We start from the raw sequence: 15,679 nt of genomic DNA, 5'->3' as shown, positions 1-15,679 counted from the left end.
GCAGAGATCCTGCTTATTATTTACGACACATTCCATCATGAGTGTCTATATCACTTTCTATACATAACCCTTCATAAACAGATCTCAACTGCGCCAATACATTTTCCAACAAGTACTTATTAGTCACTTCAACAATCTCTTCCTCACTTACCATGTCAAATAGACTATTAACATATACTCTCTCAATGGATTCAACTGTCGCCTCAACATCGTCAACATCGAACAGCACACCATTAACACCTTCTTTAATAAGCTCCCTTGGACCCCGGGTATTGGTAGCCATAATAAATTTCCCACAAACCATAGCCTCTAACAAACATTTACCAAGCCCTTCTCTTTTTGAAAACAAACCTACGACATCAGACAAGTTAATTAACTCTTTAACATCACGCCGCCAACCTATCAGCATCACCTTGCTTTCCAGTCCAAGCGTTTTAATATTACCTTTGATCTCAGCCTCTAATGGGCCGCCCCCAGCCAATATAGCCTTTATATCTGGATACCGGTCCTTGAGCAAGCTCATCGCTCTGATTAACTGAATATGGTTTTTGTTCCTATTTAACTCCGCCAGTACCAAGATAACAAAATCATCATCGCCAAGACCTAATTCTTCCCTATATCCACTTTTATCAAAACACTCCAAGACATACTTTTCCTTTTCAATACCGACACCATCAATTTTACAAATTTTCCCACCAGCTCTTAATTTAAAATTACGGGCAACAGCATAATCTTCAGAGTTTATTGTTATTAAACCATCCGTCCATCTTGCCGCCAACTTCTCAGCAGGATAAAATAGCAGCCAGCTTATAGAAGGCCCACCCCTATAAAAATGAAATCCATGACACGTATACAACACTTTAAGATTCTTTTCTTTTCTTAACGCATACCTCGTTACAAAAGATGCGATCGGTGTATGAACATGAACCATGTCATATCTTTCATTTTCCTGAATAATCCTCATTTGCCTACATGCATCTAAATTCTTTAGGCTCACTGGATTTCTCTGAAATGCAACAGAAAAAACCTTAACTCCCACCCCAAGTAATTCTTCATCAACTTCATCCGTTACATTAGTGGCAATATCCACAACATACCCCTGCCCAACAAGGTATTGTATATGTGGCTTTAAAAAGGCATTTATAGTGCTGCTTACTGTCGTAACATAGAGTATTTTTATCATATTGCTCATTTATTCTTATATCACTCACCTAAAATCCCATACGACCACTTAAAAACCTCTACTCATTTAAGCAGGCTTGCCTTTTATTTCCAGAGCATCTCAAAATATAGACAAATAAAGCGCTCTAAAGCATTAAATAAACATACCTGATTACCACCATTCTTCAGCTATTTTTCGAGACTTCCAGATTCTACGTGGGATAGATGGCGCATAAGTATCTTCGCACTGACATCTAAAAATTGAATCAGCAGCTCTTATCTCCAGTCCATCAAGGCTTTTAGAGCATTCGTCTCTACAGTGGCTGATGAATGATGGTAATCAGGTAAACATATGCATTAAATACGTTCACACACTAAAGCCTATGCATTACTATTCCCCAGACTGAATCTAAAAAACATTTATTCATTCGCTTTAACATAAGCATTTACACAGCGATAACAGAAGACGACACCTATCAATTGAATAATAAAGATTGACCACGAAAAGAGATAAAGACTAGCTACAAATGCAATTCCTAGGTAGCTAGAAGCCATAACAATCAGCATAGCGACCACCAAAATCGTTCCATATACCATCATGTGATAGTACTGTCGATTCAGAATAAAAAAAACATGCGACAGAGTTTCATACATTATACTCATTGCCACACAGGGAATCAGTGCCATGGCAACATTAATCGCATCACTCCATACTTCTGAAAATAATAATTCTATTACTGGCCTGACCAAAAAGTAGCTCGCTGCCACATACAACATCATAATAAAAAACAACAACAACAACACACTCCGGAAAATCACTAAAAACTGCTCTTTCTGATGAATTACAGCAATCGCCTCTCGTCGAAATACAACACCCAAGCTTGTCGAAAGAAGTGTCAACGGGAAAAAAAGTAATTTACTTGCGATCATATAAAGACCGCCCGCATGATTTCCGTAAAAAACCGGTATTAACAAAGGCATTGCAAACCTTGAAACATCGCTTAACAGATCAGCCGGCAACTGATATAAAAACAACCTTCTATACTTGAAAAAAAATGAACGGCATACGCCAAAATCAATTACATTACCCTTCGCCTTTTTTTGAATCATGACAGAAAAACAGAATGGCAGGATAAATAGTCCCCAACTTGCCGCCTGCAAATCGAAGATCGGAATATGAATTTCAAAAAACACCGAGAAGGCTAACGCAACAAAAAAAAGAAGGGGAGGTATTATTCTTAGAATTGACAGTGTCATGTACCGACGTTGCACACTCAAGTAATGACCGATAGCCACAAGATGCCACAATGTCCCTAAAAATAGAATATAAAGGAAATCGCTACTCGATCGCTGCGAGAATAGCAGCATCAAGCAAAACAGAAAAAATAAAGTCGTAAAAGAGATTCGATTGCATATGCGATACGCTAATAGCGCCTTCTCCTCTCTTTCTTTAAGAATCCCCAGTTCCAGCCTGAAACAAAGCAAGCAGGCTAACAAATATCCCGATGAAAAAAGAAAATTATACTCTCCAACCTGCTCAGGCCCGTATCCCATACCAATCAGCGGTAGGGCGAGCAACATAATAAGCTGCCCTGCCACGGTCCCACCGGCAGTCATAGCAACGGGTTTCACAAGTTGAATAAGCTTCAAAAACGTCAACCTGAAAGTTCATCAGGCACGCTACCGCCCGTCGGCTCATGCGTATGCCGAAACAGCATCGGTCTGGTAGCGATCCAGTGGTCTCTGATAGACAGTTCTCTTCGACACCCGGACACCCTGAACAGATGCTGCTATCGCGCTCTACGTTCAAAAACGAAATCTATTAATTAAGTGATAGCCAAAAATACAAAAACTGACAGCCTCATGCTGATTCCCGGCAATAATATGGCGCCCTCTACTGTGGCGCACAGGCAAACCTGGCACCGGCTTTTCAGACTAAGCTTCATGGCTCACAGCATGTCCTGCGAGGAGTCGCCATGCCAACGAGCCATAATAAAATCGTCTTATTGACGAAATCGACTGTCGCCCTTTCCTTTGGTCTGTTTGCGCTGCTGGCAGGGATCAGCAACCTGCTGGATTTTGAATCAAATTACCAATTTGTCCGCCATGTCCTGGCCATGGATACGATGAAGCCTTTCTTTTCTCAGGTACTGATTGATTCAAGGGCTATCCACACATCCAGCGTGCACCTTGCGGCTTATTATTTGATTATTGCTACAGAGATTTTATCTGGGCTGCTCTGCCTGTCTGGCGCCATGACTCTGTTCAGCAGTCTGTTCTTGCAAGACAAGGTCGAGCTGGCGAAATCACTCTACAACGCGGGCGCCTGCCTGGCCTTTGCACTCTGGTATCTGGGGTTCTGCGTCATCGGTGGGGAATGGTTTGCCATGTGGGCAAATGAATGGGACGGGCTGATGACAGCCTACACGATCAGCACGTTCCTGCTGGCATCGCTGATATGGATCAACCAGCGATAGCCACTGAACAGCCGTTTGTGGCTATCTAAAGCCTTAATCAGGCCTTCCATTTGATACCGCAGCCGATACTGGGTTTCTGTACCATGCTGACCTGCTCTTTATTGACCAGCGCATCCATGGCACCACGCAAATCTGCCCCTGTGATCGGCTTGTTGTTTGAGGGTCGGGAGTCATCAAACTGCCCGCGATAGACGCAGGCAAGTGAGCGATCAAAGAGAAAAAAATCGGGAGTACACGTCGCGCCATAGGCTTTGGCAACGGCCTGTGATTCATCATAAAGATAGGGAAACACCAAACCCAGGGATTCCGCCATCGCCTTCATCTGTTCAGGACCGTCTTCCGGGTATTGATTCACATCATTGGCACTGATCGCCGCAATACCGATCCCCGCCCCGCGATAGTCCTGCCCCAGACGCGCCAATGCCGGGTATAAATGTTTGACAAAGGGGCAGTGATTACAAATAAACATCACCACTGCCCCTTTTTTACCTTTGATATCAGCCAGCGATAATGTTCGTCCTGATACCGTATCCGGCAGTTTAAACGCAGGTGCCTTTTTGCCTAAAGGCATCATTCCGGATTCAGTCAACGCCATGCCAACCCTCCTCTTTTCTGGCCGTCCATAAAACACTATAGAGCAGATCACTGGCCTGTAGAGAACACCGAAAAATGACGTTCAATGACAGTAATGACTGTCGTCATCATCCATTTCAAGCATGATTCATAGCGCAATTCTGCTATTATGGCGGGTTTGGTTTTTCTGTCGTTAGTACGCTTCAATCAGCCGCTAGCGACAATCGTTATGACAAGGCGCAACCGTCATGAAAAAAGCAGTCGTTATCTATTCCGGCGGGATGGATTCCTTTACCGTCCTCCACAAGGCCTTACGGGAAGGATATGAAGTCCACGCCCTTTCATTTGATTATGGGCAGCGCCATAAAAAGGAACTGGATTTCGCCAACGCTGTCTGCAAGCAGTTGCAGATCAGCCACAAAATCGTAGATATCACCGCAATTAACCAATTGTTGCAGGGATCATCCCTGACCTCAGACATTACCATTCCCGAAGGGGAATATTCGGTAGAGAACATGAAATCAACCGTGGTGCCGAACAGGAATATGATTCTGCTGTCCCTGGCCACCGGTTATGCCATTTCCCTGAAGGCCGGCGCGGTATTCTACGGTGCACACCATGACGATTCCGCCGTATACCCGGATTGTCGCCCCGAGTTTGTCCATGCGATCAACGAAGTCACCCAAATCGCTGACTGGAATCCGGTTGAAATAGTGGCCCCCTACCTCAACGCCAGCAAAAGCGACATTCTCAAAGACGGCCTGGCTATGGACCTGGACTACAGCCAGACCTGGACCTGCTACAACGGCCGCGAGAAAGCCTGTGGTCTTTGCGGCGCCTGCTATTCCCGTCTGAAAGCCTTTGAGGCACAAGGACAAATAGATCCACTGACCTACGAAGTTCACTGATGTACAGCGTCAAGGAAATCTTTTATACCCTGCAGGGCGAAGGCGCCCATACCGGTCGACCTGCCATATTTTGTCGATTCAGTGGCTGCAACCTCTGGAGCGGTCTGGAAAAACATCGCACAAATGCCATTTGCAACTTCTGCGATACCGATTTCCGCGGCACTGACGGACCGGGCGGTGGTCGCTTTGACACCGCTGAACAGCTCGCAGACACCCTGCTCAAGTACTGGCCTACCGGACAGACCGCTCGCCCCTTTGTGGTCTGCACCGGTGGCGAACCCTTGTTACAATTGGATCAGCCTCTGGCCGATGCCATGCATGAGAGGGACATTGAAATCGCACTGGAAACCAATGGCACCCTTGCTCCTCCGAGGGGGATTGACTGGGTTTGCGTGAGCCCAAAGGGTAAAGCAGACGTGGTCATTACCGAGTGTGACGAACTCAAGCTGGTCTACCCTCAGCAAGATGCCATGCCGGAACGCTTTGCTCATATCCGTGCGCAGTACTATTACCTGACCCCCGTTGCCGATCCGCACACTGGCAGCGATGCACGACTCTATCGGGACACGGTTACTGCAGAAACGATTGCTTATTGTCTGGCCCATCCTCAATGGCGCCTCAATCTGCAAAGCCATAAAGTCATCAATATCGCCTGACCCCCATCCGGCCTGATGACGCAAAATACGCCCCATCAGGCCATTGTTATCCAGCCAAAGTGTCGTTAGCATGGATGCTGTGCATCCAGCGTATTCATGGCGAGATAAAACAACAATAATGTCAGTCCGCGCAGTCATTTTACTCATGCTGGTTCTGGGTATTGTCACGAACTCTGCCCAGGCAAGGATCGAAGACAGGATACTTCGGGTTGCTTTGTTACCCGACAGCCACCTTCCTTATTACTCCGCCATGGAGAACCAGGCGGGCATTGTCCGCGAATTACTGGAACTGATTAGTGCCCGGGCGGATATTGCCTTCGAATCCCATTACTACCCCAGAAACCGCCAACTGAAAAAAATCGACAAGGGCGAGCTTGACCTGATGCCCTGGACGTCCGAACAGTGGCATCAAGAAAAACAGAACGTCTATTTCACCCGCCCTTTTGCAGAACACTGTAATGTGCTGCTGTTCAGAAAAGATCAAAGCCAGCCGGTGTACCACCCTCGCGACCTCTATGGACAGGTCGTTGGCACCATCCGCGATTATAGTTACCAGGGGCTGGACGACTATTTCAGGACTGGACTGATTACCCGCATCAACCTCAGAAATGAGCAACAGGTCTTCGATATGCTGATCAAGCGCCGTTATGACGTTGCCATTGCCGGAGAAACCCAGGCTCGCTACCTGATCAACCACTATTATCAGGACACCATTGAAACCGGCCCCACGCTCGACTGTGTCCCGGTTTCCATGATGTTCAGCGACCAGAAAGAAGCCTCCGGCAAACTGATCGACAGAATCCTCCAGCAGCTGAAGACAGAAGGGGAAATCCAGCGCCTGCTGCGCATCTGGCGTTAGTCCAGCCGCAGGCTTGCAGCCATGTAAACCTTGCCGGAGAATGGCGACATTCACCGATGATTTCCCGGAGCCTCTGTGTTCACCGTCTACCAATCCAACCAGCTCGACATCCTCAAGGAACTGCTGGTCGACAGAATCTGTCGCGAGCCTTTAGCGGATCCCTTTACCGATGAACAGATACTGGTCCAGAGTCCCGGCATGGCACAATGGCTGCGGCTGGAGCTGGCTTCATCACTGGGTATCGCCGCAGGCATTGCGTTCCCGCTTCCGGCCTCGTTTATCTGGCAAATGTTCACCCAGGTGCTGGAGGGTATTCCCAGGCGCTCGGCGTTCAACAAGGAAGCCATGGCCTGGAAAATCATCACATTGCTGCCTGAGCATTTGGACCTGCCAGACTTCGCGCCACTGCAGCAGTACCTGCGTGATGACGAATCCGGGCTTCGTCGCTACCAGCTGGCTGAAAAGATTGCTGATATCTATGACCAGTACCTGGTCTACCGGCCTGACTGGATCAGTGCCTGGGAACAGGGAGATGATCTTGAAACGATCACCGACGCTCAACCCTGGCAACCGACATTATGGCGATCCCTGGTAGAAAAAACGGAAACCTTGGGGCAACCGGCCTGGCACCGGGCCAATCTGTACCGCGAATTCATTCAAGCCCTGAAACAGGCTGGCCACAAACCCGCAGGCCTGCCTGACAGGGTCTTTGTCTTTGGCATATCCGCTCTACCTCCCCATTACGTCGAAGCCCTGGTCGCACTGGGCCAGCATTGCGATGTCCACATGATGGTGACCAATCCCTGCCAATACTTCTGGGGTGACATTCGTGACCCGAAATACCTGGCACGCCTCAATGCCCAGCGTTTCAACCGGGACGGGATGACACCGGAAAACTGTGATACCTTCAGCAATCCCCTGCTGGCCTCCATGGGCAAACTGGGGCGTGATTATCTCTACCAGTTGCAGGAACTGCCAGCGACCGAAATTGACGCCTTTGCAGCCCCCGATGACCACACCCTGCTCCATACTCTTCAGGCGGACATTCTGAATCTCCAGGATCGGGGGGAGCAGACCCAATGTACAGTGCCCGTTGCACCCATTGATCCGAACGACCGTTCGTTCATGATTCACGCCTGCTACAGCGCCCTTCGAGAAGTTGAGGTGTTGCATGACCAGCTGCTGGCACTGTTCCAGGCTGACACCACCCTGACACCCCGAGATATCGTGGTCATGGTGCCCGATATTGACCGGTACAGTCCGTTCATTCAGGCCGTGTTTGGCAGCGCCCCGGGCGAGCGTTTTATCCCATGGGCACTGTCAGACCGCAGCGCCAAGGCAGAGCACCCATTACTGAATGCCTTGATGCAGCTCCTGACACTCAACCAGAGCCGCTGCTCGGCGCCGGAACTGATGGAAATCCTGGAAACCCCGGCTGTCATGCGCCGTTTCAGCCTGGATACCAAAGGTTATGAAACCCTGCGTCACTGGGTCGAAAAATCCGGCATCCGCTGGGGACTGGATACCAAACACCAAACCGGACTGGCCCTGCCTGATCGCCACGAGAATACCTGGCTGTTCGGCCTGCAACGTATGCTACTGGGCTACGCCATGCCAGAGTCCGATGGACTCTATGGCGACATCCTGCCCTATGAGGCGATCCAGGGGTTGGATGCCGCCCTGTGTGGCCAGCTGGCTGACTATATCGAAGCCATCCGTCAATTGGCGGATGATCTTGAGCGCCCACGACCGGTTGATGACTGGATACAAACCCTCAACAACCTGCTGGATCAATTCTTTGAGCCAGACAGTGATGACGAACGCCCCCTCCAGCTGATCCGCACCAGTCTGGAAAACCTGCGTCAGCAACTGCTGGATGCCGGTTACAGCGACGACCTCAGTCGTGACATTCTGGTGGATTATCTGGCGGCGAAACTGGACAGTGAACGGGGCAGCCAACGCTTCCTGGCCGGACAGGTCAATTTCTGCACCCTGATGCCCATGCGTTCAATCCCCTTCAAGGTCGTCTGCCTGCTGGGCATGAATGACGGCGTGTATCCACGCAGTATCGCACCAGCCGGGTTTGACCTGATCGCACGCCACCCCCGCCGGGGTGATCGCTCTCGCCGCGATGATGACCGTTACCTGTTCCTTGAAGCCCTGTTATCCGCCGGGGAACGTTTCTATGTCAGTTATGTGGGTCGAAGCATTACCGATAACAGTGAACGTATTCCTTCCGTTCTGGTCACCGAATTGCTCAATTACTGCGAGCAGGGTTTCAAACTCAAGGGACAGCCAGAACACAGCATCACACCGTGGCTGATCACTGACCACCCCCTTCAGCCTTTCAGTCAGGAATATTTCAAACTGTCAGGGTCTTCCGATAACAAGGCATTGTTCAGCTTTGCCAGGGAATGGCTGTCAGCTGCGAAAGGTGAGGGAGCATCCACCCAACCGTTCCACACCGCCCCCCTCACGTCAGAGTCCACACCGGAAGCCATTGAGCTGACCGAGTTGCTGCGTTTTTACCGAAATCCCTGCCAGTATTTCTGCAACCGTCGACTCAAGGTCTGGTTCAATGACCAGGACGACATGCTCGACAGTGACGAACCGTTCAGCCTGGATCCGCTGGAATCTTACCAGTTAAGGGAATCGCTACTGGATGACTGGCTTGAGAGTGGCAATACCCGGAAAAGCGAGTCTCACAGCCGGGCCAGTGGGGCATTACCCCACGGCCATTTTGGACAATTAACGCTGGAAGAGCAGAAAGAATCCCTGAAGAACCTCGGCAGTTCACTGACTGGCGCATTAAATGAGCCCGCAGATGACCTTGAGATCAATATTGTCCTGAACACAGGGATACAGCTGACGGGATGGCTGAAGCAGTGTACCCGCAACGGCCTGGCCCGTTTCCGACCCGCCAAGCTCAAGCCCAAAGATTACCTGCGTTATTGGATCGAACATCTCTGCTATTGTGCCTGCGCAGAGTCACCGGCCAACACCGCGATATTTGGCACCGATAAGCAGGGTTATATCGCCGCCCTCTCGGCCGATGCCGCCAAACAACACCTCGAAACCCTGGTCGCCTGCTACCTCTCGGGACTCAGTGAACCACAGCCGTTGTTTCCAGCCACCGCCTGGGCCTGGCTGGAGGCCATCGTTGATGATGGGGCCATCAACCCGGCACAGTCCGATAAGGCAAAAGATAAAGCGCATACCACCTATTTCGGAGGCTTCAGACTTACCGGCGAATCGCAAGACCGCTATATCCAACGGATTTACCCGGAATTAAATGACACTGTGTTTGAACGCATGACACAACTTGCAGAAGACCTGCTATTGCCGGCCTGCAACGCCCTGGAGATCGACTGATGGCAACACTCACGACTGACAACCGTCGTCAGCCACCGGCTCCAGTCGCGTTGGGCGCCCTGACCTTCCCCCTGTTCGGCCGCCGGTTGATCGAGGCCAGTGCCGGCACTGGTAAAACCTACACCATCGCCAGCCTGTATCTGCGACTGCTATTGGGGCATGGTGACGAGAACACGGCGCACGAGCAGCCGCTAACGGTCGATAAAATTCTGGTAGTTACCTTTACCGAGGCCGCTACTGCCGAACTGCGGGATCGTATTCACGCCCGAATTCATGATGCCCGGCAGGCGTTTCTGTCTGGCCGTTCAGGCGATACCTTGACGCAGACCCTGCTCGACGCTTCGGACAATCACACGATCCAGGCCGAACGCCTGTTGCTGGCGGAACGGCAAATGGATGAAGCGGCCATCTTCACCATTCACGGTTTCTGTCAGCGCATGCTGAAACAGCATGCCTTTGAAAGCGGCACCCTGTTCAATTGCGAACTGGTCACCGATGAGTCTGACCTGCTGCATCAGGCCGTGGCCGACTATTGGCGTCACCGTTTTTATCCTGCGAATGCCTCGCTGTCCGCCACCCTCAAAAGCTACTGGAAGACGCCTGCTGACCTGCTGTCAGCCATACGTCCCTGGCTTGCCAGCCATGACTTAACCGTCAGAGCAGGCAGCGCCGACAGGCTTCAGGAACGGCATGATGAAGCCATTGAGGTTATCACTGCATTCAAACAAACGTGGCAAACTGCAGCCACCGATCTTGCTGACATCATCAAGCAATCCGGTGTCGATAAGCGCAGTTATTCCTCCAGAAACTTACCCCGCTGGCTTGAGGCTGTCTCTTCCTGGGCCGCCACGCCCACACAATCACTGGCAGTTCCTGAAGCTCTGGACAAATTCCGACAAGATATTCTGACGGAAAAAACAACCAAGGGAGCTCCGCCAGAGCATGAAGTATTCGTCGCCTGTTCCGATCTGCTGACAAATATTCCGGACTTCAGGGATGCCCTGCTGGCAGAAGCCCTGAGCAATGTGAAAGAACGTCTGCTCGCTCACAAATCGATGCACCGCGCCATGTCATTTGATGACCTGCTAACCCGGCTAGCGGCAGCACTGAATGATGCCGACAACCGCGATCTGGCCAAACGGCTCAACGCGCAGTACCCGGTTGCCATGATTGACGAGTTTCAGGACACTGATCCGCTGCAATATCAGATATTCAGTCATATCTATCCCGAGGCCGTCCCCGACGCGGAATCAACACGTTACAGCGGCCTGTTCATGATTGGCGATCCCAAACAGGCCATTTATGCGTTTCGCGGCGCCGATATTTTCACGTACATCGGCGCCCGACACAGTGTGGCTGATCACTACACCCTGGGCACCAACTGGCGTTCCACCAGCGCCATGGTTTCAGCCGTTAACCATGTATTTCAACAGGCCAGCGCCCCGTTTATCTACGACCAGGATATCCCTTTCCTTCCCGTGCATCCCTCACCCCATGCTGACCGGAAGGCATTGGAAGTTGATGGCAGGCAGATTCCCGCTCTCGCGTTCTGGCTGGATGAAAGCAGTGGCGAGGTGGTCAATAAAGGCACCTATGAAGACACCATGGCCCATGCCACCGCAACCCAGATCAACAACCTGCTGACAGCCGCCCAACAGGGACAATGCGGTATTGGTTCACCAGATAACCAGCAATCCCTGTCGCCCGGTGACATCGCCGTTCTGGTTCGTACCGGCACCCAGGGGAGAATGATTCGTGACGCGCTGGCACGGCAAAACATCGACAGCGTTTACCTGAGCGGTGGCGACAGCGTGTTTGCCACGACCGAAGCCGCTGATTTACAGCTAATCCTGTCAGCGTGCCTGAACCCGACCGATGATCGCACCCTGCGTGCCGCACTGGCTTGCCCGTTATTCAATCTCAATGCAGAACAACTGGATCAGTTAAACCATGACGAACGCGCCTGGGAACAGGCGGTTGATGAATTTTCGCACTATCGACAACTCTGGCAGCAACAAGGCGTGCTGGCCATGCTCAGGCGGTTACTGGTACGACGTCAGGTAGCGGAACAACTGCTGGCCTCACCATTGGGCGAACGTCGACTGACGGACTTTCTGCATCTCGGCGAACTCCTGGCGTCGGCCAGTCAGGAAGTGAACAACCCACACGCCCTGTTGCGCTGGTTATCTGACCATCGGGTTGAGCCCAATCATCGTGCAGAAGAACAGCAGCAACACCTGGAAAGTGACCGTAAGCTGGTACAGATTGTCACCATACATAAATCCAAGGGGCTTGAATACAATGTTGTGTTTCTGCCATTTATCTGTACCTGGCGGGAGCAGGACCAGGCCTTCTACCATGATGATGCCCAACAGGCCATTCTCGATCTGACCAACAAGCCGGACGCACTGAAAAAAGCCGACAATGAACGTCTGGCAGAAGATCTCCGCTTACTTTATGTTGCCCTGACCCGCCCGGTACATACCTGCTATATCGGCTTGGCACCGGTCAGTAAGGGCGGCAGAGGTAAAATATCGGACTTGCACCGCATGGCGATCGGCTACCTGCTGCAGGGAACGGATACCGGTGGACTCACTCTGCTGAAAAAAAAGCTGGAAGCTCTGACAAACGACAACCCCAATATTTCCGTATCCCCTCCCCCAAGCGAACAACTGCCTCTCTATCGGCCTGCCCTTGATGATACGTCTGAACTGAGCAGCTCAGCGTTTGACGGCCACATAGAACGCAACTGGTGGGTCACCAGCTACTCTGCACTCTCCCAGCACAGCACACAGGCTGCGCCGGTCAAGGCTGATACGCCAGACGCCAGTCTGGAAGAACCTGGGCTTGATATTGATGCCAGTACAGACAGTCCTGATACCGATGTCACTGAACCGGTTGCCGTCCCGGATGAACACTCCATTTTCACCTTCCCTCGGGGCGCACAGGCCGGTACGTTTCTGCATAGCCTGTTTGAACAGATCTCGTTCCCGACAGCCAGCGGCCCTGACCACCAGCAGTTTATTCGGGAACAACTGCTACTGAGCGGATACGATGAAGCCTGGCAACCCATTGCCGAACAACTGGTTAACGATGTACTGGATTGCCCGCTTAATGATTCAGACCTGAAACTCCGCGCCATCAACGATGACCGGCGTCGGGTGGAGATGGCTTTTTTCCTGCCTATGGCAAGGATTGACGCACCGTCTATCAACCGCATTATCCGTACCGGTGACCCTCTGTCATCTGACGCTGGACTGCTCAATTTCCAGCAGGTTCAGGGCATGCTCAAGGGGTTTATTGACCTTGTTTTTGAGCACAATGGCCGCTACTACGTGCTCGACTACAAATCCAATCACCTGGGCTATACCGCTGCTGACTATTCACAGGATGCCATGCGTCACGCCATGATCGAACACCGCTATGACTTCCAGTACCAGCTCTATACGCTAGCCCTGCATCGTCTGCTGTCCATTCGCCTGCCTGACTATGATTACGCGAAACATATGGGAGGTGTCTTTTATCTCTTCCTGAGAGGGATGCTATCCGGTAACACCAGCAGAAACGGTGTCTATCACTGCCGCCCCTCACTGTCGTTGATTTCACAGCTTGATGAACTGTTCAGCCAGGGCATTGCGCCCAGAGGAGAGCAGACATGCTGAAAGCATTATCAGTACTGGTCGAGACGGGGCATATTCGTGCACTGGATTACCAATTCGCACGGTTTCTCACGTCACTCTACGACCATGATCTACTGGCACTGACCGGCGCACTGGTCAGCCACCAGCTCGGCCATGGCAATGTCTGCCTGAAGCTGGATGAACTCGATGTCACTCACCTGTTTGGCTGTAATGCGTCCGAAAGCCGTCAACTGATCGAAAAATCGGGAACTATGCCAAACGCATGGTTAGACACACTGAAAACCATGCCAATCATCACCGATGGCAACACAGCGTCCCCCCTGGTACTACAGGATAACCGCCTTTACCTCCGTCGCTACTGGCTCTACGAGAAAGCCGTCAGCGACTGGCTGGCCAGCTGCCAAAACACGCCGGTTAACCTATCGGGAATGCAAGAGGCACTCTCCAGGCTGTTTACCCGAAACTATACCCTTGTCCGTCAGCAGCTAAGCTCTCTCGCTGTCGATGACATCCGCCAGCAACTCATCAAATGGCTTGATATTGAAAAGCCAGAACAGATTGACTGGGATGCGGTTGCTTCGGCGATTCAAGCCGATCAGTGGCAAGCGTTGGATCAGTTGATTCCTGAGACAACTTGCCTCAACTGGCAGAAAGTTGCCGCTGCAGTCGCTGCCATGCGACGGTTTGCGGTCATCAGTGGCGGTCCCGGTACAGGGAAAACGACAACGGTTACTCGCCTGCTCGCCCTGCTGGTTGAGCAAGGCATCGCTCAGGGGAAAGTACCGGATATACGACTCGTTGCCCCGACCGGGAAAGCGGCTGCCCGACTGACGGAGTCCATCGGCAATGCCCGTAGCCAACTGCATTGCAGTGAAGCGGCTCTACAGGGCATCCCGACGATGGCAAGCACGCTCCACCGACTGCTCGGCGTGATTCCTAACCAGCCCGGCTTCAAACATAACCAGCAAAACCGGTTACACCTCGACATCCTGGTGGTCGACGAAGCCTCCATGGTGGACCTGCCCCTGATGGCGCGGTTACTGGAAGCCTTGCCGGATCATGCCCGCCTGATTCTACTGGGAGACAGAGATCAGCTGTCGTCTGTTGAGGCAGGCAGTGTCCTCGGCGACATCTGTAGCTTTGCCAGTGAAGGCTACAGCCTCGCCCAATGTGAGCAATTACAGCAGCTAACCGGTTTTAACCTCTCATCGTTCCAGCAGAGCGGAGGGACCAGCCTGCGCGACAGTCTGTGTTTGCTGCGTAAAAGCTACCGTTTCGATGCACGCTCAGGTATTGGACAACTGGCAAGTGCGGTCAACAGTGGCGAACCATCACACGTTAGCGCGTTATCGGATAGCAACTACTCCGATATCAGACTCCATACGAAGGGAGAAAAAGACTATCCCTACCTGATGACACTGGCGCTTGAAGGTTATCGTCACTATTTGAACGAAATCATCCAGAAAGGGGAACCTGAGGCAGCTATTGCTGCCTTCAACCGATTCAGAGTGTTATGTGCCGTTCGTGAGGGGCGCTACGGTGTTGTCGGTTTGAATCTGGCGATCAGCCAAACTCTGGCGTCTGCCGGATTGATAAGAACCGATGCGCCATGGTATGCCGGTCGCCCGGTATTGATTACCCGCAATGACCACAGCCTTGGCCTGTATAATGGCGATATAGGCATCACGCTGCCGGACGACTCTGGACGCTTACGGGTTGCCTTTGAAATGCCGGATCGCACCATCCGTACCTTCCTTCCAAGTCGCCTGCCTGAGCACGAAACGGTCTTTGCCATGACCATTCATAAAAGCCAGGGGTCGGAATTTGAACATACCGTGATGGTTCTTCCCGATCAGGCGGGACCTGTGTTGACCCGGGAACTGGTCTATACCGGTATTACCCGAGCCAAAAAACAACTGGATCTCTTCGCCTGCCAGCCTATTTTAGAGCAGGCCATCTGCCGCGCGACCGTACGTGATTCTGGCTTGGCTGCACGCCTGGCCACACTCTGATCAATCAGTAAAAAGGCTAT

Annotated in this window: 10 protein-coding genes; 7 read left to right on the top strand and 3 right to left on the bottom strand. The window is 51.5% G+C overall.

What is annotated here, in order from left to right; translation table 11 throughout:
- Positions 1-16: 16 nt before the first annotated feature.
- Both KHS78_RS14595 and KHS78_RS14590 read right to left on the bottom strand, forming a co-directional pair.
- Positions 17-1,192, bottom strand: coding sequence for a glycosyltransferase family 4 protein (locus KHS78_RS14595; RefSeq protein ID WP_211829203.1), 1,176 nt, complete (start codon positions 1,190-1,192; stop codon positions 17-19).
- Positions 1,193-1,581: 389 nt separating this feature from the next.
- Positions 1,582-2,811 carry a polysaccharide biosynthesis protein gene (locus KHS78_RS14590; RefSeq protein ID WP_211829202.1) on the bottom strand — a complete coding sequence of 410 codons (1,230 nt, stop codon included), beginning with the start codon at positions 2,809-2,811 and terminating at the stop codon, positions 1,582-1,584.
- Between the two features lie 326 nt (positions 2,812-3,137).
- On the opposite strand from KHS78_RS14590, the gene KHS78_RS14585 reads away from it, so the two are divergent.
- Entirely contained in the window at positions 3,138-3,638 is a 501-nt protein-coding gene (locus tag KHS78_RS14585) for a DUF2165 domain-containing protein (RefSeq protein WP_211829201.1), read from the top strand.
- 37 nt (positions 3,639-3,675) lie between these two features.
- On the opposite strand, the gene KHS78_RS14580 is transcribed toward KHS78_RS14585, so the two are convergent.
- Positions 3,676-4,233 carry a thioredoxin family protein gene (locus KHS78_RS14580; protein ID WP_211829200.1) on the bottom strand — a complete coding sequence of 186 codons (558 nt, stop codon included), beginning with the start codon at positions 4,231-4,233 and terminating at the stop codon, positions 3,676-3,678.
- 226 nt (positions 4,234-4,459) lie between these two features.
- Between KHS78_RS14580 and queC the strand changes: the two genes are divergently transcribed.
- From queC to recD, 6 genes are all read left to right on the top strand, one after another.
- Complete coding sequence (queC, locus tag KHS78_RS14575; protein WP_211829199.1) at positions 4,460-5,119, top strand: 7-cyano-7-deazaguanine synthase QueC; 660 nt, start codon at positions 4,460-4,462, stop codon at positions 5,117-5,119.
- Complete coding sequence (gene queE / locus KHS78_RS14570) at positions 5,119-5,775, top strand: 7-carboxy-7-deazaguanine synthase (RefSeq protein ID WP_211829198.1); 657 nt, start codon at positions 5,119-5,121, stop codon at positions 5,773-5,775. The genes queC and queE overlap by 1 nt, the downstream gene beginning before the upstream one ends.
- Before the next feature lie 118 nt (positions 5,776-5,893).
- Positions 5,894-6,634: a substrate-binding periplasmic protein gene (locus KHS78_RS14565; RefSeq protein ID WP_211829197.1), complete on the top strand. Its 741-nt coding sequence runs from the start codon at positions 5,894-5,896 to the stop codon at positions 6,632-6,634.
- A 75-nt stretch (positions 6,635-6,709) separates the two neighbouring features.
- Positions 6,710-10,006, top strand: a complete 3,297-nt coding sequence (gene recC / locus KHS78_RS14560) for an exodeoxyribonuclease V subunit gamma (RefSeq protein WP_211829196.1) — start codon at positions 6,710-6,712, stop codon at positions 10,004-10,006.
- Complete coding sequence (gene recB / locus KHS78_RS14555; RefSeq protein WP_211829195.1) at positions 10,006-13,668, top strand: exodeoxyribonuclease V subunit beta; 3,663 nt, start codon at positions 10,006-10,008, stop codon at positions 13,666-13,668. Before recC ends, recB begins: the two co-directional genes overlap by 1 nt.
- Complete coding sequence (gene recD / locus KHS78_RS14550) at positions 13,662-15,659, top strand: exodeoxyribonuclease V subunit alpha (RefSeq protein WP_211829194.1); 1,998 nt, start codon at positions 13,662-13,664, stop codon at positions 15,657-15,659. Before recB ends, recD begins: the two co-directional genes overlap by 7 nt.
- Positions 15,660-15,679: the final 20 nt, after the last annotated feature.

The sequence above is a fragment of the Kistimonas asteriae genome (genome assembly GCF_018263925.1).
Lineage (GTDB): Bacteria > Pseudomonadota > Gammaproteobacteria > Pseudomonadales > Endozoicomonadaceae > Kistimonas > Kistimonas asteriae.
This window is presented reverse-complemented; position numbering and strand designations above follow the sequence as displayed.